We start from the raw sequence: 22,811 nt of genomic DNA, 5'->3' as shown, positions 1-22,811 counted from the left end.
CGGTGCCGGTGCCAAGGCTGCGCCCCACGTAGCCTTGCCCGCGTGAACGCCAGCGACCGCACCCCTGCCGACCTGCTGCGATCCGCGCTCGCCGCGGACCCGGGCCGCCCCTTCATCACCTTCTACGACGACGCCACCGGCGAGCGCGTGGAACTGTCCGTCGCCACCTTCGCCAATTGGGTGGCCAAGACCGCGAATCTGCTCCAGGGCGATCTCACCGCGGAGCCCGGCGACCGCCTCGCGCTGCTGCTCCCCGCGCACTGGCAGAGCGCCGTGTGGCTGATGGCCTGCCACTCGGTGGGCGTGGCCGTCGAGATCGGCGGCGATCCGGCCGCGGCCGACCTCGTGGTCAGCGGCCCCGACACCCTTGACGAGGCCCGCGCCTGCACCGGCGAGCGGGTGGCGCTCGCGCTGCGCCCGCTCGGCGGCCGCTTCCCGCAGCCGCCCGCCGGGTTCGTGGACTACGCCGTCGAGGTGCCGAGCCAGGGCGACCGGTTCGCGCCGTTCGCGCCCGTCGGCCCGGACTCTCCCGCACTCGCCGTCGACGGCCTTGAGCTGAGCGCCGCCGAACTCGTCGCGCGGGCCCGCGCGGAGGCCTCCGAGCTCGGCCTCGGCCCCGGTTCGCGGCTGCTTTCGGCGCTCTCGTACGACAGCTGGCCGGGTCTCGCGAGCGGTCTGTACGCGCCGCTCGCCTCGGGCGGCTCGGTCGTCCTGTGCCGCAATCTTGCCCAACTGGCCGACGGCGGCCTGGAGAAGCGGGCCGAAAGCGAGCGGGTCACGCACCGCTCGCTGTGACCGTCGGCTGATCTCCACCCTTGTGGCCCACTCGGGGGCCGAGCCCTCGGGCCCCGGCGACACCTCCGGTACATGATCGACCGTACGCACAACCATGCGCGCGATTCGGCCGTCTACCGGGGTGCCCGGCGGCGCAGCGCGCCCGCCGACCCCGTGATGGCCCGTGAGGATGGACGCCGACGTGACCGACAGTGCTGGCACTCCCCCTGAACCGGAAGACCGGGCCGGGGCCGAGCAGCCACCGCCGCCGGCCACCGGCACCGGCCCGGACGCGGAGCCCGAGGCCACGGAGACCCCGGAGACCGCGGACCCGGCAACCGACACCGAGCCCACCGCGGCAGACCCCGAGGACGCCGGACCGGCTCCGGAGCCCGAGGTCTCCGAGACCACGGACGCCGAGCCCCCGATCACGGACGCCGCCGACGCCGGACCCGCCGCGGCAGAGCCGGCCGAGTCCACGGACGCCAAGGACGGCCGTCGCTGGCTGCGTTGGACCGCGCTCGGCGTCTCCGTCGTCGTCCTCGCGGCGGCCGGAACCGGCTGGTGGTTCTACCGCAAGCTCGACAGCAACATCCAGACGGACACCACCGCCGCGCACGAGCTGGACAAGTACGAGCGGGACCGGCCCGCCTCCGTCGTGCACGACGCGCAGAACCTGCTGCTCATCGGCTCGGACTCGCGCGCGGGCAACAACTCCTCGTACGGCAGGGACGACGGCGGCAGCCAGCGCTCGGACACCACGATCCTGCTGCACCTGGCCGCCGACCGGCTCAGCGCCACCGCCGTCTCGCTGCCCCGCGACCTGATGGCGGACATCCCCGCCTGCGGCAGACCGGACGGCACCGAGACCAGGCAGCAATTCGCCCAGTTCAACTCGGCGTTCGAGATGGCCGGCGCGGCCTGCACGATCCGTACGGTCGAGAAGATGACCGGCATCCGGATCGACCACCACATGGTGGTCGACTTCAGCGGGTTCAAGGACATGGTCGACGCGGTGGACGGCGTCGAGGTCTGTCTGAAGGACCCGGTCGACGACCGGCAGGCCCATCTGAAACTCCCCGCCGGACGTCAACTGCTGCGCGGGGAACAGGCGTTGGGCTTCGTACGCTCGCGGCACGGCTTCGGGGACGGCAGCGACACCCAACGCATGGACCGCCAGCAGCAGTTCCTCGGCTCGCTGATCAAGAAGGTGCAGAGCAACGGGGTACTGCTCAACCCGACCCGCCTCTTCCCGGTCCTGGACGCGGCGACCCGGTCCATCACCACGGACCCCGGCCTGAACACCCTGAGGGACCTGTACGACCTGGTGCGCTCGGTGCGCGGAATTCCGACCGAGAACATTCGCTTCCTGACCGTTCCGCGTCAGCCCTACGCGTACGACGGCAACCGCGACGAGCTCGTGCAGCCGGACGCGGACAGACTCTTCAAGCAGCTGCGCGAAGATCGGCCAATCAAGGTGGCACCCGCCGCGGACGTGACGAAGGCCAAGGAGAGCGAGAAGCCGGGACCCGGCGGGGACGGCAAGCGGCCCGACGATCCGGACCCCTCGCCGAGCGCTTCGGCAACGCCCGTCTACTCGGGGACGAACGCCGCCTCCGGCATGTGCGGCTAGCCGGGCGTGTATGTCGACAACCTGTGAAATGCACGCAACGACCAGCGGATTGGTGTCAATTGCCCGCTTGTAAAGGGCGTGGAATTTGTCACGGCCGTCGCTCTTGGCCGAACTGGCCAGATAGTGTGACGCGATCCGGTGCCACCGGCCAGAGGGCCGGGCACCGCAGGAGCGAATGATTGAGCGCTTTGGGGGAAGCGACTCGGCACCGACGGAGGACAGAAGCAACCGTGGATGCGCAGAGCCGTGGGCGGGCCGATGATGTCGACCCCGCAGACCAGTGGGTCCTCAACCCGGACACCGGCACTTACGAATTGCGACTGAATCCTTCCGGAACGCAGTCGAATTCCGCTCCCGGCCGGTCGTCGACCGGTCCCGCGTCGGGCAGAAAATCAGGGCAGTCCGGACGTTCCGGGCGCCGCGAGGTGCCCGGGCAGCGCAACCGGCGATCGAACCGGTCTCCCGAGGAGTCCCCCGACGCCCAGGGCCGCCGCAAGCGCAAGCCCAAGGCGACGCGCAAGAAGAAGGCGCTGCTGTGGACGGGCGGCGTGATGGGCTTCGTCCTCGTCGTCGGCGCGAGCGGCGCCTACTGGCTCTACCAGCACTTCAACGGCAACCTCAACACCGTCGACGTCGGTGACGCGGGCAGCAAGAGCTCGGTGCCGGACGGCGCGTTCAACATCCTGGTCATCGGCACCGACAAGCGCACCGGCGCGGGCAACGAGGGCTACGGCGACGCGGGCAGCGAGGGCCACGCCGACACCAACATCCTCTTCCACGTCTCGGCCGACCGGACCAACGCGACCGCGATGTCCATCCCGCGCGACATGGTGACCGACATCCCCTCCTGCCCGACGAAGCAGAAGGACGGCTCCACCAAGACGGTGCCGGGCGAGAAGAAGGTGCGGTTCAACACGAGCCTGGGCCAGGAGGGCCGCGACCCGGGCTGCACGATGCGTACGGTCAAGCAGCTCACCGGGCTCAACGTCGACCACTTCATGATGGCCGACTTCAACGCCGTCAAGGAGCTGTCCACGGCCGTCGGCGGCGTCAAGGTCTGCCTCGCCAAACCGGTGAACGACCCCAAGTCGCATCTGAAGCTCCCGGCCGGCGAGAGCGTCGTCAAGGGCGAGCAGGCCCTCGCGTTCGTACGGACCCGGCACAGCTTCGGCGACGAGAGCGACCTCTCCCGGATCAAGCAGCAGCAGCAGTTCCTGAGCTCGATGATCCGGCAGATGAAGTCGGACGACACCCTGGGCAGCCCGACCAAGATGTACGGGCTCGCGGACGCGGCGACCAAGGCGCTCACGGTCGACTCGGGGATAGGCAGCATCAAGAAGCTGACCGACCTCGCCCAGGTGCTCGGCAAGATCGACGCGAAGAACATCACCTTCACCACGCTGCCGGTCATCGACAACCCGGCCGAGGGCAAGAAGCACATCACGGTGGTGCCCGACCCGACGAAGGCCGACGCGCTGTTCGCGATGATGCGCGCCGACACCTCGCTCACCGAGGTGAAGAAGAAGGAGGCGGACGCCAAGAACGCGGCCGCCGCCGAGGAGGCCGCCCGCCTCAACGGCCCCCGCGCCAAGGCCTCCGACGTACGGGTCAACGTGCTCAACGGCGGCGCGGCGGCGGGCTCCGCGGGCGACATGGTCACCTGGATGCAGAACCAGGAGGGCGTGCTCAAGTCGAGCAACGGCTCGAACGCGCCGGCGAAGGTGCCCGCCACGGTCCTGGCATACGCACCGAACCAGGCCGACCAGGCCCGCAAGCTCGCGGATCTGCTCGGCCTGTCCGCCTCGGCACTGCGGCCGGGCACGAAGGACGCCGTGGGCAAGGAGCCCATGGTGCTGACCCTCGGCCCCGACTTCAAGCAGGCGGGAACACCCATAGCCGCTCCGGCCAAGGCACCGGAAGGCATTCAGAAGGTCGAAGCCGACAAGTCGGTGTGCGCCAAGTAGCAGACTCACGGCCCGCCCGGGCCTCAGGGGGAGTCTGAAGGACAGGGGGTATTGGGGTGGGCAGGAACAGCGTGCGCGGGGAGGGGACGGACGGACGTATGGGGCACGCCGGCGAACTCGGCTGGGACGAGAGCCTGTACGAGGACGGCGCGCCCCGCGAGTCCGACGCGCCGGAGAAGTCCGGCAGTCCGGGGACGCCGGACGGCTCCGGCGCGTCCGGTGGCAGCGGCACGCCCGGGGATCCCGCGGCGTCCGGCGGCGGGCACCGCAGGGGCGGCCGCCGCAAGCGCGGCAAGCGCAAGCACCGCATACTGAGATGGACCGCGATCACGCTCGCGGTCCTCATACTCGGGACGGCCACCGCCGGTTACCTGTACTACCAGCACCTGAACAACAGCATCCGCAAGGGCGACCGCAGCGCGGGCGGCAGCGACGCCAAGAAGACCGCGCCGAACGCCGACGGCCAGACGCCCCTGAACATCCTGCTGATCGGCTCCGACAGCCGGGCCTCGGACGCGAACGTCAAGCTCGGCGGCGGCAAGGACATCCGGGACGGCGACGCGCACGCGGACGTACAGATGCTGCTGCACGTCTCGGCCGACCGCAAGAACGCCTCGGTCGTGAGCATCCCGCGCGACACCCGGGTGGACGTTCCCGAGTGCAAGGACACCGAGAAGAACAAGGTCTACCCGGCCACCAACGCCATCATCAACGAGACGCTGGGCCGCGGCGGAGCCGGCTGTGTCCTGGACACCTGGGAGAAGCTGACCGGCATCTACATCGACCACTGGATGATGGTCGACTTCGCCGGTGTCGTGGCCATCTCCGACGCGGTGGGCGGCGCCGACGTCTGTGTGAAGCAGAACATCGACGACCACCCCACCAAGCTCCAGCCCGGCGGCTCGCACCTGCACCTGACCGCGGGCAACCACAACGTGAAGGGCGAGCAGGCCCTGCAGTGGCTGCGCACCCGGCACGCCTTCGGCAGCGACATCGGCCGCTCCCAGGCCCAGCACATGTACATGAACTCGGTGATCCGCAAACTCAAGGACCAGAACGCGTTCACCGACGCGGGCCGCCTCATGAACATCGCCGAGACCGCGGTCAACACGCTCAAGGTCTCCTCCGAACTCGACACCGTCAAGAAGCTGTTCGACCTGGGGATGGAGCTCAAGAACATCCCCATGGACCGCATCAACATGCTGACCATGCCGCGCCTGCCCGACCCCAAGGACCCGGACGCCCACGTGGTGCCGGACAAGGCGAAGGCCGACGCCCTGTGGGCGCTGCTGCGGGACGACAAGCCGCTGGACGGCAAGGACGACGGCAAGCCCGCCCCCGCGCCCTCCAAGGGCCCGGCCGCCGCGGCCCCCGACTCGCTCGCGGTGACCGTGGTCAACGGCACCGGCACGGGCGGCCGCGTCGCCGCCAAGGGCCGGGCCACCGAGGTGGTCACCGCCCTCAAGGCCAAGGGCTTCAAGAAGGCCGACACGGGTTCCGGCGGCCCCGCCTCCACCAGTGAGGTCGACTATCCCAAGGCAGCGGGCGCGCAGGGCAAGGCGGACGCGGAGTCGGTCGCCACGGCGCTCGGCCTGCCCGCCTCCGCGGTCAAGGCCTCCGACGTCAAGGGCCTGACCCTGGTGGTCGGCGGCGACTGGCGCACCGGCGACAGCTACCCGAAGCAGGACCCCAAGGCGAGCGACCCGCTCAAGGACACCGAGTCGGTCAACGGAGCCGACAAGGGCGCCTGCATGGAGGTGTACGCGCCCTACCGCTTCTAGCCGCTTCCGGCCCGCGCCCGTATGCGAAAGGGGGCGCCCGGTGCTTCTGGGCACCGGGCGCCCCCTTTTTTTTCCGTACGCTCTGTTTCGTCCGCTCAGACGGAAGTGGTCCGCACACTCGGGCGGCGGCTCGCGATGACCTTCTTGGCCAGCGCCTTCGGGCTGGTCAGGAAGCCGAAGCCCCACGACATGTGCATGGTGGCGAGCGCCACCGGGATCTGGGCGCGGGCCTTGAGCGAGAGGCCCTTGCCGGCCGGCAGCGAGCCCGCGGCGATCGCGGCGAGATAGCCGGCCGGGACCACGAACCCCCACGGCGTGACCAGCGCGCCCACCACCACGCCTGCGGCGATCGCGCAGACGGCGGTCGGCGGCGCCAGGTAGCGCAGGTTGATGGAGCCCTCGTGGTAGCGGGCCACCACATGGCGCCAACGCCCGTAGTCCTTGTACTGCTTGGCCAGCGCCTTCACCGAAGGCCGCGGCCGGTACTGGACCTTCAGCTCCGGCGAGAACCAGATGAGGCCGCCGGCCTCCCTGATCCGGAAGTTCAGCTCCCAGTCCTGGGCGCGGATGAACTCCTCGTTGTAGCCGCCCTGTTGTTCCAGGGCCTCGCGGCGGAAGACACCCAGATACACGGTTTCGGCGGGCCCAGCCGCGCCTCCGGTGTGGAAGGCCGCGTTGCCCACGCCGATCTTGGAGGTCATCGCGGCGGCGACCGCGTCCTCCCAGGCGTTCTCGCCCTCGGCGTGCATGATGCCGCCGACGTTCTGCGCGCCGGTCTCCTCCAGGAGCCGTACGGCGGTGGCGATGTAGTTCGGCGACAGCATGCCGTGGCCGTCGACGCGTACCACGATCGGGTGGCGGGAGGCCTTGATGGCGGCGTTCAGGGCCGCGGGCGTGCGTCCGGTGGGATTGGGGACCGTGTGGACCCGGGCCCGTTCATTGGACGCGGTCTCGGCCACCAGCTCGGCAGCGATCTCGTCGGTGCGGTCCGTGGACGGGCCGAGCGCGATCACCACCTCCATCTCGCCCGCGTACTCCTGCTCCAGGATGTGACGGACCGAGTTGCGCAGGTGCCGCTCCTCATTGAGGACCGGCATGATCACGGAAACAGCAGGCGTGGCGTTCATCGGTGGTCACGTTACCGCGAACGGGGGACACGGTCGCGCGGCGGCCGGGGCGGTGCCCGGAGTAGCTGATCGTATGGGCCTACGGTGCTCAAGATCCCCCTGTCACCCGCGGAGGTCCCCGTGCCCACGCCGCCCCGTCCGCGCTCCCTACGACCCGGTCAGCCCAGCAACAGACAGCAGGACGAGCGCCCCCGCTGGGGCCTGCGGCTCGCGACCACGCTGTCCGTCCTGGTGCTCGGCGCGGGCGGGGTCGGGCATGCGGTGGTGACCAGCCTGGACAGCGGGATCGGCCGGGTCGACCCGTTCCGGGACATGAAGAACCGGCCGCAGGGCAGCCGCGGCACGAACATCCTGCTCGTCGGCACCGACGGGCGGGACAAGATCACGGCGGAGGAGAAGGAGAAGTACCGGCTCGGCGGGCAGCCCTGCCACTGCACGGACACGATCATGATGGTGCACGTGTCGGCGGAGCGGGACCGGGTCAGCGTGGTGAGCCTGCCGCGCGACTCCTACGCCGAGGTCCCCGAGCACACCGACGAGGCCGGCAAGCACCACGACAAGCACCCCGTGAAGCTGAACGCGGCCTACGCCGAGGGCGGGCCCGCGCTCAGCGTGCGCACCATCGAGAGCGCGACGGGGCTGAAGATCGACCACTACCTGGAGGTCGACTTCACCAGCTTCATGAGGACGGTCGACGTGGTCGGCGGGGTGCAGATCTGCACGACCCGCCCCATGAAGGACTCCTACACCGGCCTCAACCTCACCGCGGGCACCCACCAGCTGAACGGCGGCGAGGCCCTCCAGTACGTGCGCTCCCGGCACACCGACGGCTCCTCCGACCTCGGCCGGATGCAGCGCCAGCAGCGCTTCCTGGCCGCGCTCATCGCGAAGGTCACGGGCAACGGGGTGCTCCTGAACCCGGTGAAGTTCCGCGAGGTCGCCTCGTCCCTGCTCTCCTCGGTACGCGCCGACGAGGGCTTCGGGGTGGAGGAGATGCTGAACTTCACCTCCGCGATGAAGGGGTTCTCGCCCTCCTCCTCGGACTTCACCACCGTGCCGCTCGAACAGCTCGGCATCCAGATCAAGGGCGTCGGCTCGACCGTGAAGTGGGACAAGGCCAAGGCGAAGAAGCTGTTCCAGCTGCTCCGCGACGACAAGCCGCTGGCCCCGCACACGCCACCGCCGAAGCCGGCCTCCAAGGACGCGAAGCCGCCGCACAGGAATCCCGGCTCGATCGTCGAGGTCGACCCCGCGCGGATCAAGGTGCAGGTCTACAACGGGACCCACACCGAGGGGCTCGGCCAGCGCGTCGACGACGCGCTGCAGGCCACCGGCTTCAGGACCACCGGCTTCCCCCGGCCGAGCGCCAACCTGGCCGTGCGCCGCACCCTGATCGAGTACGACCCGCGCTGGGACCGCTCCGCCGGCTCCCTGGCGATCGCCCTCCCGGGCAGCGAGATGCGCCCGGTCAAGGGCCTGGGCGCCACGATGAAGGTGACGGCGGGCGCGGACTTCAAGGACGTCGTCCCGGTACGCGGGGAGGAACAGCCCCGGGGCGACTTCGGAACGGTAACGGGGGACAAGGTGATCTGTCCCTGAGCCTGTGAGGAGGGCTAGTCGTCCAGGCCCTCCGCCGCCCTCTTCTCCCTGAGCTCCATGATCGCGCGGCGTCGCGCGAGGCGGTGGGTGCGGCGGATCTGGGCCTCCTGGTAGCGCCGCTCGTCGCGCTCGGTCTCGGGGACCACCGGCGGCACCGGGCGGGGCTTGCCGTCGGCGTCGACCGCCGCGAAGACGAGGTAGGCGGAGCCCACCTGCTGGGCCGGGGTCGACTCGTTCCAGCGCTCGGCGAGCACCCGCACGCCGACCTCCATCGAGGACCGGCCCGTCCAGTTGACCTGCGCCTTCACATGCACCAGGTCGCCGACCCTGACCGGCATCAGGAACGCCATCTCGTCCATGGAGGCGGTGACGGCCGGGCCGCCCGAGTGGCGTCCGGCCACCGCGCCCGCGGCGTCGTCCACCAGCTTCATGATCACGCCGCCGTGCACCGTGCCGAGGAGGTTGGTGTCATGGGTGGTCATGATGTGGCTCAGGGTGGTTCGGGAGGCCGAGGTCGGCTTGCCCGGAAGATCAGTCATGCATTCACTTTAGGCGGCGACGCGCCGAACCTCTTTGCATCAGCCTTGCAACAGCCCTGCCCCGAATCCCACCCTGCCCTGTCAGCGGCCCGGGGCCGCCGTGCATGCTGGACGGCATGAACGAATGGCCCGACGCCCGCAATGGCAACGCCCGCGGAAACGGCGACGACGCCTACGGCCGCGGCAGCTCCGCCGCGCAGCCCGAGGGCGCGCGCCGGATGCGGCACGTCCAGCGGCCCGCCTCCGTCCCTCCCCCGCAGCGCCCCGTCCCGCAGCAGCAGCCCGCGTACGACGACGGCTACGGGCAGCCGCAGCAGTACGGCCGCAGCGTGCCCGCGCAGGGCTCGTACGACAGCGGGTACAGCGAGGGCCAGGTCTACGGCAGCCCGGCGGGCCGGGGTCCGGCGGGTCCCGGCGGGCCCGGTGGCCCCGAGGGACCCCGGCGCGGCGGCGGGCGCAGGCCCGGGGCGGCGCCGAACTGGCGCAGGCGGATCACGATCGGGGTGCTGTCGCTGGTCGTCGTACTCCTGGTCACCTCGGTCGCCACGTACTTCTGGGCGGACGGCAAGGTGCGCCGCGAGGTCGACCTGTCCAAGGTCATCGACCGGCCCGCCGAGGGCAAGGGCACCAACTACCTGATCGTCGGCTCCGACTCCCGCGACGGCCTGTCCGACGCGGAGAAGAAGAAGCTGCACACCGGCTCGGCCGAGGGCAAGCGGACCGACTCGATGATCCTGCTGCACGTCGGCGACAACGGGAACACGATGGTCTCGCTGCCCCGCGACTCCTGGGTGACGATCCCCAGCTTCAAGGGCTCCAACTCCGGAAAGTCGTTCCCGTCCAAGGGCAAGGACAAGCTGAACGCGGCGTTCTCCATCGACGGCCCCGAACTGCTCGTCCGTACCGTCGAGGCGAATACCGGACTGCGCATCGACCATTACGCGGAGATCGGCTTCGCGGGATTCGCGAACATCGTGGACGCGGTCGGCGGCGTGGAACTCGATATTCCGCAGGACATCAAGGACAAGGACTCCGGCGCGGACTTCAAGAAGGGCAAGCAGACCCTGGACGGGCAGCAGGCCCTGGCGTTCGTCCGCAACCGGCACGGCTATGCCGCCGGTGACCTGGAGCGCACGAAGAACCAGCAGAAGTTCCTGTCCGCGCTCGCCAGCCAGACGGCGACGCCGACGACGATCCTCAACCCGTTCAAGCTGTACCCCGTGATGGGCGCGGGCCTGGACACCCTCATCGTCGACAAGGACATGGGCCTGTTCGACCTGGGCTCCATGTTCTGGGCGATGAAGGGCATCACCGGCGGCGACGGCGTCTCGATGAACATGCCGGTCGCGGGCGACGGTCCGCAGACCTCGCTCCTGTGGGACAAGCCGAAGGTCACCCAGCTGGTGAACGAGCTGAAGAACGACGAGGCGGTCACGGTCAAGTAGCCGCCGAGGCGGACACGGGCTCCTCCTCGGCACTCCCCCAGCTCGCCCTGTCGGGCGGCGCGGCGGTCCTCGGCGCCGGAGCCATCACCCTCGTACGTCGCCGCAAGGCCGCACAGCACTGACACACAGCACAGCACGAAGGAGGGCCCGCATCCGTGTGCCACGGATGCGGGCCCTCCTCAACTCCCTTGCCGCTACGGCAGGTTGCGGGACATCACGATGCGCTGAACCTGATTCGTGCCCTCATAAATCTGGGTGCTTTACAGCTCTTACAGCTCTGACCTGCACAGACACCCTCCATCGAGGGGTCCTCCCCAGGATTCCCCCAGGATGGCCATCGCGTCCTCGCTGCTCAGAGCTGTGCACGATGCCCTGACCGCCTCAGTCGGGCTGCGTGCGCTCTTGACGCGCTAGGCCCGTCACAGCAACGCTCATGCAAGTCGGCGTAAGCCACTCGACACCGGAGGCAGTCATGGCACTACGGTTCATCGGGATTGATCCAGACACCGGGCAGCAGGGTTCCCCCACCGTTTGGGTGGACGAGGAGAAGAGGGAACTCGTGCTCCAGGGCTGGAAGCCAGACGAGAAGTTAGAGGCAGAGTGCGCGGCGTTCGAGGCTCCCGGACATGCACCGGGCATCCCCCCGCACGAGGCCGTGATTCGGATTCCGGCCCGCATGGTGCCGATGCTCAGGGAGGCGTGCGATGTCGCAGAACGAGCCGGGCTTTAACGAGTTGCTGGCCGCAGCCAGGCACTCGGCCGTACACCTGGAGATGCGCGATTCGTACGGCGTGGGCGATGAGGCCGAGGACTTCGAAAACTGGAAGCGCACCGGCAAGCGTGACGTGGACCCCGCCTCTGAGTACTGGACGCCCTGGGTTGAGTTGATTCGGAGCACAGCGGCCCGAGGCGTTGTGGTCCGTCGCGCCCGCATCGTCTCCGAACCGGTCACCGACTACATCCGGTACGAACACGCTGGCACCGTGGTCAACCTCCACGCCGGGGAGCAAGTCCGTTGGTTGCCCAGGCGGCAGGCGTCGGATATCGCCCTGCCCGGTAACGACTGCTGGGTCTTCGACGGCGAGACCGTGCTCTTCAATCACTTCTCAGGTGACGGCAACTGGTCTGAGCCGGGATGGGAGGTGCGCACCGAAGCAGCCGTAGCTCGGCTGGCGTCGACAGCGTTCGAGGCTGTCTGGGAGCGTGGCGTCCCGCACGAGAAGTACTCGGTCTGATCCAGCGAAGCACTGAAGAGCCAACTCATGTCCGTGTCCCCCTCGTCCAGCGCTCAGGCCGCCCGCGAACTCCTTGCCGCTCGCCTCGGGGAGCTGCGCAGAGATGCGGAGTTGACCGGACACGAGCTGGCGCTTCGGTGTGGCTGGAGTCCTGCGAAGTCATCACGCATCGAGCGCGCCAAGACTCCCGCCTCTGACTCCGACATCCGTGCATGGTGCAAAGCCTGCGGCGCAGAAGACCAGACCGCCGACCTCCTCGCAGCGAACCGCCAAGCCGATCAGATGTACGTCCACTGGAAGAAGCTCCACCGGCACGGGATGCGCCGGGCACAGGAGGAAGTCGTCCCGCTGTACGAGGGCACACAGCACTTCCGCGTGTACTGCTCGAACGTGGTTCCCGGGATGCTCCAGACCGAGGCATACGCGTCTGCCCTGCTCTCGACAATCGCCACCTTTCAAGGCACCCCGGATGACTCCACCGAGGCCGCAGCGTCACGCATCGAGCGTTCGCATGTCCTCCATGAAGGCGGCCATCGGTTCGCGTTGCTCATGGAAGAGACCGTGCTGCGCTATCGCATTGGCGATGCCGACACGATGGCTGGCCAACTCGGCTATCTGCTCGCAGTGATGGCGCTGCCGAATGTGAGCCTCGGCGTCATCCCGTTCGCCGCCGAGCGGCGCGTGTGGCCCCTGGAGGCGTTCTACCTGTTCGACGACCAACGGGCGAGTGTCGAACTCCTGACAGCCGCTGTGAACGTGTCGGCTCCGAGTGAGATCAGCGTCTATGCCAAGGCGTTCTCTCAGCTGGCAGAAATGGCCGTCTACGGCTCGGACGCCCGTGCCCTCATCACAGAGGCAATCAGCTCGCTCCAATAATCCGCGTGCAAGCTCATGCAAGAACGTGGACCGGCGGCCTCCCCTCTCCCTACCGTCCTTGACACGGCAGGGTCATCGACGAGGGGAAGCCATGACCAATCCGACCAAGTATCCGCAACCGCCGGTAGAGCTGGCCGGGGCGGTAGAGGCGTATCTGTACGACTGCGAGCCGGACAGCAACTGTGGGGTGTGTACGGCTCTTGTGAGGGAGTTGGACGAGGCTCGGGAGGCAAAGGACTGGGGCAGGGCGTATGACGCTGCCGCAGAGGTCCGTAACCACCCGAGGCACGACACAAAGCCCACTGACGGCGACTGCGTGAAGGCAGGCACCCAGTGGTGAAGATGCAGGAGTGGCGCGGGAGTTGGGACAGAGCCAATGACGCCACAGAAGCACTCAAGGAAGCGTTACAGGTTGTGGGTGCCACAGAGGGGCAGGCAAACCGGCTGCGACCGCTGGTGAGCGGCCGGGGGACACCGTGGGTCGATGTCGGCATGGTCCCTGCACACCTCGCGGAGAGACTCGCCGAAGTACTCCGCGCAAAGGCCAACTGTGGACGATGACATACCCCAGATACCACCATGCGGTATGCCTGGGCACTGTCACCCCGGCTGGCAGGAGCAGGAAGAGGAGCAGGCCGAGAAGGAAGCCGTGGAACACGCATTCGCTCCGGTCGCGCTCCTGGTGCTCGTTGTAGCGGCCCTCGTGGTGGTCGCTCTCTGGGGTCTCGTCATGTGGGTGTTCCACGCCGTCGCCGACATGATCGGCGCCTGACACTCCCGCTCTTTCCATGGTCGCGGCGGCGCGACGTGGCCGGAGCGGACTCTAAACCCCCGTCCGGACAACCGCGAGTAGGGACAGGCCGTGTCCCGATTGAGTTGACGTGCTCAGACTCCCGGCCCGGCCCGCCCCTTAACTGGGGTGCCGCTCCACCGCTCGGAGCGGTGAGGGAAAAGCCCCGCCAGGTGTCCCTCGATGCCTGGCGGGGCCAACCACCATGCTCACAACGACTCACATCATGGCCGTTACACCACTCAGGCGGCGGCCTGGACGTGTCCCCGCCGGTCTAGGCTTAACTCCGCTTCATAGCGGCCCCGTTCGCCTGCCTCTCCCCCGTGGCAGGCGGACGGGGCTTTCATCGTGGTGGGGCTACCGGTGGAGGTTGGCGCGCAGAACGGCGAACGGGTCAGCCAGATCATTTTGGTCACGCTGTGGTCGCGCCGGCCGCTCCGTAGCGTGAGGAGAATTGCCTCTCCGTTTGTCGTCGAGGCTCACCACCTGACCCTGCACGTTGGGCACGTCGACGTTCACCCCCTCATCGCGGGGGCGAACCTCTTGGCGCTCAAGCTGCTCAAGACGTAGCACTATGGCGGGACGGCCGTTGGTCCGCTGTCGTTCCGTGGTCACGTCGTCCATGCCGGACAGCACCGTGTCGAGCTGGGCGGCCGGGATCTTCGAGGCCCGTATGAGATCACCCCGCTTGATGGTCCCTGCCCGTGCGATGACGGCCCGCACCTTGTCGGCCGGGGTGACCTTCCGGGGGTGCCGCTCTTCTGCCGCCGCTACCAACGTCGTCACGGAATGGACGCTGTAGCGCACGAATGACAGGGCTGCCGACAGCATGGCGTGCGTGATCGTGGTGGAGCGTTCCGACGCTGCGAGACAGGCCGCGACCCGCAACGTCTGTTCCTCGGTGCGCTGGACGAACACGGCCAGGTGCTCGGGCAGGCTGGCATTCAGGATGCGCCCGTACCGGCGTACCAGCCTCCACAACGGCTTTGCGTCCGTGCCGAGCGTGAGCGTCCTCGGCCTGGCCGTCGCCCACGTGTACGCCTCTGCAAGGTCATCAACGTCCAGGGTCGGCCATTCATCCGCATCGTCATCGAGCATGGGCACAGCGGACAGAGTGACGGGCAGGAACCGGTTGAACGTGCCCCCAGCCGCCTCCCGCACTGACACGTACTCATTCCAGTCAGACGGGGTTATGTGCCCGTGCATAACCAACCCCGGGCCAGTCACCTCCTGGTGCTCTTCCTTGGTCGTGTTCCGTAGCGTCTTTCCGTCCCACGCGATACGCAGGTTGGGAGTGAAGGAATGATCCCGCCGAGCACGACGCAGAGACTCTGACCACTCCTCCTCAACTACTAAGGTCCGCACGTCTCGGCCGCTTTCCATTTCCTCAGTGGCCTGCTGTTGCAGCCATAGATGGTTCACCATGCTGGCGCCGGACGTGAGTCCCGAGACAGTGTGGGTTTCCAGGAATCGGCCGATTGCAGGACTCATGATGTGCTCGGCCGCACCGTAAGCGATTCCCTTACCAAGTCCCGTCCGGCCGACAAGGGCAGTCCACACAAGGGGAGTTCGGCGGTTCACCCGGACCGTGCCACCGATCGCAGCCGACCACATCGACAGGCAAGCCGCATAAATCCCTACCGGGTCCGTCTCCGCATGGGGGCTGATCTCTTCAACCGCTCGCCCGATCGGCCCGTACAGAATCGGCGTCACGCTGAGATCTCCATGCCAAGAGCCAGTTGCTCATAACCGTCGCGACAGTTCACGCTGCGTGGGACTCCTTATCAGCAGACTCCCGATGCGCCAGCCGGTAAGCGTGTCGTACCTCCATCGACAGGCGCCCCCGAGCCGACACCACATAACCATGATCACGCGCCCATTCCCGGATCACACGATTCTCATCCCGTTCCGTGGCCCCATTCTCATTGCCGGAACGAGCCTTCAAAGCGTCGGCATACTCGCGACCCTTGGCGGGGAAATTCTCCCAAAGCCACGACCTGAACAGAAGATGCGACGCTGTGGCATGCACGTCATGCCCGTTGTGCCTGCACCATTCCTCAAAGTGGGAACGCTCAGCATTGCTGATCTTGGCCACACGCTCACGGTGCCGCTCGTACTGAGCTCGTGCACTCTGCGTGCCGTAAATCAGCTTCCGTCCCTTCGTAGCCGTACGTGAATCTGTGATCCGGGCGCAGTAGTCCTTAAGGTCTGCATCCGTGTCAGCCTCACGCTCATTCTGCTCCGGTACATCGGAAGGCTGTGAGGCTACTTCTACAGGCCGAGAATCGTTCTCTGCGGCATCCAGCCCACCACCCATACCAAAGGCCCGCAGAAGAGCATCAGACGCGACCCTCGCACATGTTCCACAAAGGTCCAGAGTCGGAGAAGTGCCACCATCCACCACGGGAAGCGACATAGCCGTCACAGCCTCTACGTCCACACCCCGAGCCTCATGGGTGTCGCACACCCTCATGTCCACGAAATGTGTCACGGGAACTGATTTAAGCATTCCTGACCATCCTTCATGCCCTACGGAATCGCGAGGAGAATTCACGGCCGACCGGAGCGAAGCTCAAACAATCGACCAACACATTCATAATCTCACGAATTGAATAGAGAAAGAAGGAAGATGAACGAATTGAAGGCGTGACTTCATTCACGAAAAAGAGGTGGGGTAATGTGCATCCTTTTCTCTCGGAACCGCCAGCCGAGGCCGGTCTTTAGGCTATGTACGCATCTGGAATATCGCCAGTCGCATTCCCTTACGCTCGGTTATTGGTATTGAAACGCAAAGAAACGGGACCCTGGAATGGTGATCCAGGGCCCCGAAAGGTATTGCGTCAGTTCTTTACAGGGTCGGCGACGGTAGCGGTAACAATGGCCTTCGGCTCCAGGAGCAGGCCGCCGTAGAGGTGCAGGCCCTTCACGTAGTCGAAGAATCCCTGCGGTTCCCGCGTGGCCTCGGTCTTCACGAGCTGGTCAGCGATAGTCAGGCCGTCCGTGTGACCGGCGACGATGTCGGCACCCTTCGGCATGAGAGTAGTGACAGCGACAGTGAATCCAGCAATGCGGCCAATAATGCCGTTGCGAATGGGATCAGTGGAGCCATAAGCGTCGGCGGCAGTGAAGCGAGGAGAGTGGAGAAGGTACTTCTTGATGCGCGGCGACACGACAAGGTATCGCCCATTGTTGGGGATCAGGTTGTCGTCGAGTTTCTGTGAAAGTTCGAGAATTCCGCCCGTGTAGATCTGCTCCCCGGGGTTCTCAGTCTTATTGAGGGCGAGCGCAGTGGTCTTGTCGACGTCCTTGGACGCGGTGATGAGTCCGGACATGTAGAGGTCGGCTGCTACGGCCAGCTTGCGGCCTTCCTTAGCCGTTGATCCTGCGGCGAGAGATCCGCGCTGCTGGGCAGTAATCACGTCATCGACCTTGAACATCCACGCGTCACTCTGATCAATCGACAGATCCACACTCGATGTGGAGATATCTTCGTCTTTGAGCTTCGTGAAAGGCGTGTACTTCTGAACGGCCGGAGTGGAAACGGTATTAATCTTTACCGTATCGCCGTAGCTCTTGATGTCCCCTTCGTAGTCACGGTTGCTGACGAGACGGGAGGAGAACACAGTGGAGGCGTCGTATCCGAATCGGACGGCCTCGGACCAAATCTTGGGGATAAACGAGTCGGTGCGGGATGTGGTCCAGCTCAAATGAGGCTCCTGGGTTAGTAACGGTTGGGGTTGATGTTAAAGCGAGGCTGTATATCAATGGGGCCACCCTGTCGGCCAAGGCCAATATTTTGTGCGTACATTGGTTCCTTAGGGATTGCGTCGACAATGGATGCAATCAGGTCTGTATTCGGCTGACCGTCAGCATCAAGCAGCTTGGACGTGTCGAGAGCATCCGAAAGGGCGTCCGGAATGGTCACGCCAGCCTGAGCGGCCTGCACCCTCAGTTCAGCACGGGCAAACTTCCCCGCATATTCCTGAGCAAGCTCGGCACGCATAATCTCCAACGGGTCAGAAACGGCCTTTACCGGCGCCTCCGGCACCGTGACAGACTTGCTAACCTCTTGGGTGTCCGAAGGATTTTCAGGCCCCTGCGGGGCAGTCTGAGCTTCCGGGATATTGATGGCCACGTTCGTATCTCCTATCTAGTTGTCGATCGTCCGGTAGGGGGCGAGTTCTCCTCTGTTTGAGAAGCGTCGGTATGAAGCTCGCCACTCTCCTACAGTCTTAGGGCTTTCTATCGGGGAAGAATCAGCCTGCCGAGCTCGCGAGGCAATGAGATCCCCTCGCATTGAGCAGGGGTCGGAGCAGAAAAAGGAGCCGAGTCTGTTCTCATTCTCCCGGTCGCATACAGCACAGAGATTGATCACAAGTGACAGGCCTCCTTGGAGCTGTCGAGATTTTAGGCAAAAAGAAAGGCCATGACGACCGATGGAGATCGTCATGGCCTGCATGAGAGAGAAGGAGAAGGAACTATCTATCTCTCATACTTGGAAGCATGGTCACGGATGAAGGTTCGGGACACTCGGAGGGTGAGACGTGCCTCACAGTCTCAAAATGGTTAGCAACCTCGGGAGATGAAGGGTGTCGCTAAGAACGACGCCCTTGGTACAGGTGAATATCTAGCACGGAGCCCTTTTGGAAACGACACACTGTCGTCCTCAAAGGCTGCTAGGAGTCGCCTCCCGCCTTCGGCCCGGCGACCGTACCAATCAAGGATTCATGCCTTGTAGGTACTGTTTTGGTCTATGTGATCCCTGGGACACATTCAGAGTCACGTTTGAAGGTGTCGGGGGAGAACCAACTGGTAGACCTTGACCCCCTTGCCTCGCTTCCCCGGCAGCTTCTTCTCTCCGGTTGCCTTCAACCATCCGGCCTTCTTGAGCTTGGTTGTGTGCTTGTTGGCTGTCGTGCGTGTGATTCCGCTGTTGTTTGCGACGGTGGTCATGGACGGGTGGGCATTCGCTCCGGTGGCAATGTCTGCATAGGTCGAGATCGTGAACCCAACAAGCTTGATGGTGGACGCAAAGGCGGATGCTCTTAGCTCCCGCTGCCAGTCAGCCACCGACAGCGGGCCTGCGAGTTCCGTGGAGGCGCTGACAGACGGCCGGGGTCCCTCAGGTGCTTTTAGCGGCTGTTCGTCTGCCACGACGGCATATGGCGCTTCCGGCGGGAGATCAGTCTCGTTCGGGTGGGACATTCGCCCCCGGGTCTGAGTACAGAACTCATCACCTGCCCGGCAATGCCACCAGGGGAAAATGGGACCGCCCGGGGAAAGTTTGCGGTCAGCGATTTTCATCGGGCCGTGCTCGCAGGTGGGATGAGTGAAGCTCACGCCACCTCCTGCGCATCAATCCACTTTTCAAGGTCGGCCGGTCGACATCGCAACGCTTGCCCAATCTTGCGAAACGGAATCCCCTCCCGTACATGGTTGGAGTACACCCAGGATTTCGGGCGTACAAGGATCTCGGCCACGTCGTCCACGGTCAGCATCTGTTCCAAGTGTCTGCGACTCCTATCGCTTGTGTCGGTGCGGTCCTGACTTTTCATGCCATGAAAAGTTCACAGGTCAGGGGGCGTCACACTGTGACAGCCGTGCCCGACATTTCTCCGTTTCCGCCTGCTGTCGCTCGGTGAGTGAAGGATGCCCATAAGTCACCCACCATCGTCAACGGTCATCAACTTATCTGCCACGCAGTACCTCATCTCCGATTCTCTTATTGCTCAAATTCCTTCGCGAATGCTTGATATTCAGTTCCCTTCAACTCCTCCACCGTCTTGTCGGTCAGTTCACCCCCCGCCTTGCCAGCCACAGTCGTCAGATAGCCGTCCCTGCGCGCTTGCTTCAAGTGGCCCTTGATCGTCTCCGGACGACGCTCGATGAGTTGCGCCAACCAGCGCACCGGCGCCTGCATCCCCATCTCTGCCATGCCCTGATAGGCGGTTGCCAGGGCAGCCAAGTAGGTGCCTGACACTCCCCCGCGCTTGAGCAACAGACCAGCTGTCTTGCCGAGTCGTTCAAGGACCTCAGTGAGGCCCTGCAACGCCTCCTGTGCTTGCGGTGCACCCTGCTCCGCAATCTTGAGCGCCCCCGCGAGATCGAGGCGGCGCAGAACAGTGGTCGAGATGCCTCTTGCCACGTCGCGCGCCGGTGCTCCTTCTGCCTGCTCGACCGTGATGCGCTGCGGCCCGCCGGTGATTGGACCGACCGGCCACCACATGCGGACCGTCCACGCTCCTTGCTGCTGCGTGACCTCGAACCCAGTTTCATCTGATGCCATACCCCGACCGTACCACCCTGGGTTGTCCACCCTATGTTGACAACCCAGGGTTGCCCGTGTTCAGACTTGAGAGCGGGCAGCCACTCAGGACAGCCCGCGTACCTACTGGAGGGGCGGGCAAGCAGTGGCACGGGCATGGGTGACGAGATCGACGGACGACCCGAAGAAGTGGACGGCCTACTGGTACGACCCCGACGGCAAGCAGCGACAGAAGTCCTTCGAGACCAAGAAGCGCGCCGACGACCATCGCAAGCGGAAGGAGCGAGAGCTCGACGCGGGGACGTACCTGGACGACAAGCTGGGCAAGCAGCCCGTTACTGCGGTCTGGGAGCAGTGGACGAATCAAAGGAAGCTGGAGAACAGCACCAAGAAGCAGTACCGCTCGATCCAGAACACGACCCTCGAACCGTTCTTCAAGGCTCGTTCCATCGTGTCCCTGAAGGTGGCGGACATTGAGCAGTGGCTCTTGTGGATGGAGCAGGACCGCAAGCTGTCCGCCCGAACTCGCCGCCAGCGGTTCTCGTTCTTCTCGGGGATGATGGACTGGGCCGTCGTCAACGAGATCATCGGGCGCAACCCGTGCAAGAAGATCAGGCACGCCGGGAGTCGCGCCAAGGAGATACGCGAGCACAAGAGCAACGCCCGTCGGCTCACGACTCGGGAAGTGCTGGCGATGCTCGATGGGGCGCCCGCCCGGTACCGGGCGATGCTGTGGCTGATGGCGGGATGCGGTCTGCGCCTCGGGGAAGCCATGGCCGTCTCACGGGATCAGATCGACTTCAAGGGCGAAGTCCTGCGCGTTGACTTTCAGATTGCTGAGGACGGCGAAACCGAGTCCGGCAAGAACAGTGCACTACAGCGACGGCACATCAAGGCACGCGATGAGGAAGAGCCGGGGCGGGTGGTGCCGCTCCCTCCGAACGTCGCGTTCGAGCTGCGACGGCACATCAAGAACCACGGCGTGTGGGGGCCGGAGCGGCTGCTGTTCCCCAACGTGACCCGCACCGGGTATCTGTACGCCTCGTACTTCTACCGCCAGATTTGGCTCGTCGCCCTGGCCAAGGGAGGGGTGGCGTACTGCAAGCCGCACTCCATGCGGCACTACTACGGATCACGGCTCCTGTACGCGGGCGTCCCCGAGAACGACGTTGCCGACTGGATGGGCCACAGCAGCACGGATGTGCTGCGCGAGCACTATCACTACATCTTCGAAGGAGCCGAGCAGCGCGGGCGGGCAGCCATCGCGACCATGCTGACGCCAGGTGCGGACGACCCCACCGCGCGAACCGAAGTCGCCTGAGAAGAGCGCACACGAACGGCCCCCGGCATGACGCCGGGGGCCGTGGTGTTTGTGCAGGTCGGAGGCGGTTTCGTGCCCGGCGTCAGCCCAGGATTTCCCCAGCATGACGCCCATGATCGGCCCGAACTGGGCCGGAGCGGGCAGGAAGCCGACCACGGCTCGCAGAGGGCCGGATAGGGCCGGTGACCTGCGAAAACCCCGCTACGGCAGGTTCCTCGACATGACGATCCGCTGCACCTGATTCGTGCCTTCATAAATCTGGGTGATCTTGGCGTCGCGCATCATGCGCTCGACCGGGTAGTCGCGGGTGTAGCCGTAGCCGCCGAGGAGCTGGACGGCGTCGGTGGTGATCTCCATGGCGACGTCGGAGGCGAAGCACTTGGCGGCGGCGCCGAAGAACGTCAGGTCGCTGTCGAGGCGCTCGGACTTGGCGGCGGCCGAGTAGGTGAGCTGGCGGGCGGCCTCCAGCTTCATGGCCATGTCGGCCAGCATGAACTGGATGCCCTGGAAGTCGGCGATCGCCTTGCCGAACTGCTTGCGCTCCTGGACGTAGCCCTTGGCGTAGTCGAGGGCGCCCTGCGCGATGCCGAGGGCCTGGGCCGCGATGGTGATGCGGGTGTGGTCCAGGGTCTTCATGGCGGTCGCGAAGCCCGTGCCCTCCTCGCCGATCATGCGGTCGGCGGGGATGCGGACGTTGTCGAGGTAGACCTCGCGGGTCGGCGAGCCCTTGATGCCGAGCTTCTTCTCGGGGGCGCCGAAGGAGACGCCCTCGTCCGACTTCTCGACGACGAAGGCGCTGATGCCCTTCGAGCGCTTCTCGGGGTCGGTCACGGCCATGACCGTGTAGTACTCGCTCTCGCCGGCGTTGGTGATCCAGCGCTTCACGCCGTTGAGGACCCAGAAGTCACCGTCGCGGACGGCCTTCGTCTTCATGCCCGCCGCATCCGAGCCCGCGTCCGGCTCGGAGAGGCAGTACGAGAACATGCCCTCGCCCTTGGCCAGCGGGCCCAGGTACTTCTTCTTCAGCTCCTCGGAGCCGGAGAGGATCACCGGGAGCGAGCCGAGCTTGTTCACGGCGGGGATGAGGGAGGAGGAGGCGCAGACCCGCGCGACCTCTTCGATCACGATGACGGTCGCGAGCGCGTCGGCGCCGGCGCCGCCGTACTCCTCCGGCACGTGCACGGCGTGCAGGTCGTTGGCTACGAGCGCGTCGAGCGCCTCCCGGGGGAAGCGGGCCTGCTCGTCGACCTCGGCCGCGAACGGGCCGATCTTGGCCTCGGAGAGCGAGCGGATGGCGTCGCGGAGCATGTCGTGCTCCTCGGACGGGCGGTACAGGTCGAACTCCGAGTTGCCAGCCGTTCCGGCCAAGGTCTCTCACTCCCCAAGACGCTAACTACCGTTAAGTAACCTAATTTTAGGGGGCCGGACCGCCGCAGGCATACGTGAGCTTGGCGACAGCCCG

At 66.0% G+C, this 22,811-nt stretch carries 22 protein-coding genes; 12 read left to right on the top strand and 10 right to left on the bottom strand.

All coding sequences use genetic code 11. The annotated features are described in order from the left end of the window. Positions 1-42: 42 nt before the first annotated feature. The 4 genes from ACSHXC_RS23685 (at position 43) to ACSHXC_RS23670 (ending at position 6,152) form a co-directional block, all read left to right on the top strand. Positions 43-795, top strand: a complete 753-nt coding sequence (locus ACSHXC_RS23685; RefSeq protein ID WP_438293533.1) for a TIGR03089 family protein — start codon at positions 43-45, stop codon at positions 793-795. Between the two features lie 181 nt (positions 796-976). Further along, on the top strand, positions 977-2,407 hold the full coding sequence (locus ACSHXC_RS23680) for an LCP family glycopolymer transferase (RefSeq protein ID WP_438293532.1): 1,431 nt from the start codon (positions 977-979) through the stop codon (positions 2,405-2,407). Between the two features lie 230 nt (positions 2,408-2,637). Further along, positions 2,638-4,371, top strand: a complete 1,734-nt coding sequence (locus tag ACSHXC_RS23675; protein WP_438293531.1) for an LCP family glycopolymer transferase — start codon at positions 2,638-2,640, stop codon at positions 4,369-4,371. A 98-nt stretch (positions 4,372-4,469) separates the two neighbouring features. Continuing rightward, positions 4,470-6,152, top strand: a complete 1,683-nt coding sequence (locus tag ACSHXC_RS23670) for an LCP family protein (RefSeq protein WP_438293530.1) — start codon at positions 4,470-4,472, stop codon at positions 6,150-6,152. Between the two features lie 95 nt (positions 6,153-6,247). On the opposite strand, the gene ACSHXC_RS23665 is transcribed toward ACSHXC_RS23670, so the two are convergent. Then, positions 6,248-7,279 (bottom strand): glycosyltransferase family 2 protein, encoded by a 1,032-nt coding sequence (locus tag ACSHXC_RS23665; RefSeq protein ID WP_438293529.1) that lies wholly within the window; start codon positions 7,277-7,279, stop codon positions 6,248-6,250. 120 nt (positions 7,280-7,399) lie between these two features. On the opposite strand from ACSHXC_RS23665, the gene ACSHXC_RS23660 reads away from it, so the two are divergent. Beyond that, entirely contained in the window at positions 7,400-8,878 is a 1,479-nt protein-coding gene (locus ACSHXC_RS23660; RefSeq protein WP_438293528.1) for an LCP family protein, read from the top strand. Between the two features lie 14 nt (positions 8,879-8,892). Here the strand turns inward: ACSHXC_RS23660 and ACSHXC_RS23655 are convergent, their stop codons facing one another. Then, positions 8,893-9,417, bottom strand: coding sequence for an acyl-CoA thioesterase (locus ACSHXC_RS23655; protein ID WP_438293527.1), 525 nt, complete (start codon positions 9,415-9,417; stop codon positions 8,893-8,895). A gap of 116 nt (positions 9,418-9,533) precedes the next feature. Between ACSHXC_RS23655 and ACSHXC_RS23650 the strand changes: the two genes are divergently transcribed. From ACSHXC_RS23650 to ACSHXC_RS23625, 6 genes are all read left to right on the top strand, one after another. Then, on the top strand, positions 9,534-10,862 hold the full coding sequence (locus ACSHXC_RS23650) for an LCP family protein (RefSeq protein ID WP_438293526.1): 1,329 nt from the start codon (positions 9,534-9,536) through the stop codon (positions 10,860-10,862). Positions 10,863-11,334: 472 nt separating this feature from the next. Next, a complete protein-coding gene (locus tag ACSHXC_RS23645) occupies positions 11,335-11,592 on the top strand; it encodes a hypothetical protein (RefSeq protein WP_438293525.1) in 258 nt (85 codons plus the stop codon). Then, positions 11,567-12,097 carry a DUF6879 family protein gene (locus ACSHXC_RS23640; RefSeq protein ID WP_438293524.1) on the top strand — a complete coding sequence of 177 codons (531 nt, stop codon included), beginning with the start codon at positions 11,567-11,569 and terminating at the stop codon, positions 12,095-12,097. The genes ACSHXC_RS23645 and ACSHXC_RS23640 overlap by 26 nt, the downstream gene beginning before the upstream one ends. 27 nt (positions 12,098-12,124) lie before the next feature. Beyond that, on the top strand, positions 12,125-12,973 hold the full coding sequence (locus tag ACSHXC_RS23635) for a helix-turn-helix domain-containing protein (RefSeq protein ID WP_438293523.1): 849 nt from the start codon (positions 12,125-12,127) through the stop codon (positions 12,971-12,973). Positions 12,974-13,064: 91 nt separating this feature from the next. Continuing rightward, on the top strand, positions 13,065-13,313 hold the full coding sequence (locus ACSHXC_RS23630; RefSeq protein WP_438293522.1) for a hypothetical protein: 249 nt from the start codon (positions 13,065-13,067) through the stop codon (positions 13,311-13,313). A gap of 246 nt (positions 13,314-13,559) precedes the next feature. Next, complete coding sequence (locus tag ACSHXC_RS23625; RefSeq protein ID WP_438293521.1) at positions 13,560-13,745, top strand: hypothetical protein; 186 nt, start codon at positions 13,560-13,562, stop codon at positions 13,743-13,745. Positions 13,746-14,120: 375 nt separating this feature from the next. On the opposite strand, the gene ACSHXC_RS23620 is transcribed toward ACSHXC_RS23625, so the two are convergent. The 7 genes from ACSHXC_RS23620 to ACSHXC_RS23590 form a co-directional block, all read right to left on the bottom strand. Next, on the bottom strand, positions 14,121-15,476 hold the full coding sequence (locus ACSHXC_RS23620) for a DUF3987 domain-containing protein (RefSeq protein WP_438293520.1): 1,356 nt from the start codon (positions 15,474-15,476) through the stop codon (positions 14,121-14,123). A 49-nt stretch (positions 15,477-15,525) separates the two neighbouring features. After that, complete coding sequence (locus ACSHXC_RS23615) at positions 15,526-15,858, bottom strand: Lsr2 family DNA-binding protein (RefSeq protein ID WP_438293519.1); 333 nt, start codon at positions 15,856-15,858, stop codon at positions 15,526-15,528. 745 nt (positions 15,859-16,603) lie between these two features. Beyond that, positions 16,604-17,470, bottom strand: coding sequence for a hypothetical protein (locus ACSHXC_RS23610; RefSeq protein ID WP_438293518.1), 867 nt, complete (start codon positions 17,468-17,470; stop codon positions 16,604-16,606). 14 nt (positions 17,471-17,484) lie between these two features. Next, on the bottom strand, positions 17,485-17,898 hold the full coding sequence (locus ACSHXC_RS23605) for a hypothetical protein (RefSeq protein ID WP_438293517.1): 414 nt from the start codon (positions 17,896-17,898) through the stop codon (positions 17,485-17,487). A 644-nt stretch (positions 17,899-18,542) separates the two neighbouring features. Next, positions 18,543-19,103, bottom strand: coding sequence for a helix-turn-helix domain-containing protein (locus ACSHXC_RS23600; protein ID WP_438293516.1), 561 nt, complete (start codon positions 19,101-19,103; stop codon positions 18,543-18,545). Further along, the gene (locus ACSHXC_RS23595) at positions 19,100-19,261 is read right to left on the bottom strand and encodes a helix-turn-helix domain-containing protein (RefSeq protein ID WP_438296778.1); all 162 of its coding nucleotides are present in this window, start codon (positions 19,259-19,261) and stop codon (positions 19,100-19,102) included. Before ACSHXC_RS23595 ends, ACSHXC_RS23600 begins: the two co-directional genes overlap by 4 nt. 224 nt (positions 19,262-19,485) lie before the next feature. Beyond that, positions 19,486-20,049: a hypothetical protein gene (locus ACSHXC_RS23590; protein WP_438293515.1), complete on the bottom strand. Its 564-nt coding sequence runs from the start codon at positions 20,047-20,049 to the stop codon at positions 19,486-19,488. 124 nt (positions 20,050-20,173) lie between these two features. Between ACSHXC_RS23590 and ACSHXC_RS23585 the strand changes: the two genes are divergently transcribed. After that, positions 20,174-21,349 (top strand): tyrosine-type recombinase/integrase, encoded by a 1,176-nt coding sequence (locus ACSHXC_RS23585; protein ID WP_438293514.1) that lies wholly within the window; start codon positions 20,174-20,176, stop codon positions 21,347-21,349. Between the two features lie 201 nt (positions 21,350-21,550). Here ACSHXC_RS23585 and ACSHXC_RS23580 read toward each other — a convergent pair whose 3' ends face one another. Then, entirely contained in the window at positions 21,551-22,717 is a 1,167-nt protein-coding gene (locus tag ACSHXC_RS23580; protein WP_264198430.1) for an acyl-CoA dehydrogenase family protein, read from the bottom strand. Positions 22,718-22,811 lie beyond the last annotated feature (94 nt).

Origin of the sequence: Streptomyces sp. HUAS TT7, assembly GCF_051550175.1 — a bacterium.
In the GTDB taxonomy this organism is placed as follows: Bacteria; Actinomycetota; Actinomycetes; order Streptomycetales; family Streptomycetaceae; genus Streptomyces.
The sequence above is the reverse complement of the archived record's forward strand: the minus strand, read 5'-3'. Positions and strand labels throughout refer to the sequence as shown.

What these genes read in the sequence shown, in the direction of transcription:
- ACSHXC_RS23670 (WP_438293530.1), top strand. Translation starts at nt 4,470, where the DNA reads ATGGGGCACGCCGGCGAACTCGGCTGGGACGAGAGCCTGTACGAGGAC.
- ACSHXC_RS23665 (WP_438293529.1), bottom strand. Translation starts at nt 7,279, where the DNA reads ATGAACGCCACGCCTGCTGTTTCCGTGATCATGCCGGTCCTCAATGAG.
- ACSHXC_RS23655 (WP_438293527.1), bottom strand. Translation starts at nt 9,417, where the DNA reads ATGACTGATCTTCCGGGCAAGCCGACCTCGGCCTCCCGAACCACCCTG.
- ACSHXC_RS23650 (WP_438293526.1), top strand. Translation starts at nt 9,534, where the DNA reads ATGAACGAATGGCCCGACGCCCGCAATGGCAACGCCCGCGGAAACGGC.
- ACSHXC_RS23645 (WP_438293525.1), top strand. Translation starts at nt 11,335, where the DNA reads ATGGCACTACGGTTCATCGGGATTGATCCAGACACCGGGCAGCAGGGT.
- ACSHXC_RS23640 (WP_438293524.1), top strand. Translation starts at nt 11,567, where the DNA reads ATGTCGCAGAACGAGCCGGGCTTTAACGAGTTGCTGGCCGCAGCCAGG.
- ACSHXC_RS23635 (WP_438293523.1), top strand. Translation starts at nt 12,125, where the DNA reads ATGTCCGTGTCCCCCTCGTCCAGCGCTCAGGCCGCCCGCGAACTCCTT.
- ACSHXC_RS23630 (WP_438293522.1), top strand. Translation starts at nt 13,065, where the DNA reads ATGACCAATCCGACCAAGTATCCGCAACCGCCGGTAGAGCTGGCCGGG.
- ACSHXC_RS23625 (WP_438293521.1), top strand. Translation starts at nt 13,560, where the DNA reads ATGCCTGGGCACTGTCACCCCGGCTGGCAGGAGCAGGAAGAGGAGCAG.
- ACSHXC_RS23595 (WP_438296778.1), bottom strand. Translation starts at nt 19,261, where the DNA reads ATGCTGACCGTGGACGACGTGGCCGAGATCCTTGTACGCCCGAAATCC.
- ACSHXC_RS23590 (WP_438293515.1), bottom strand. Translation starts at nt 20,049, where the DNA reads ATGGCATCAGATGAAACTGGGTTCGAGGTCACGCAGCAGCAAGGAGCG.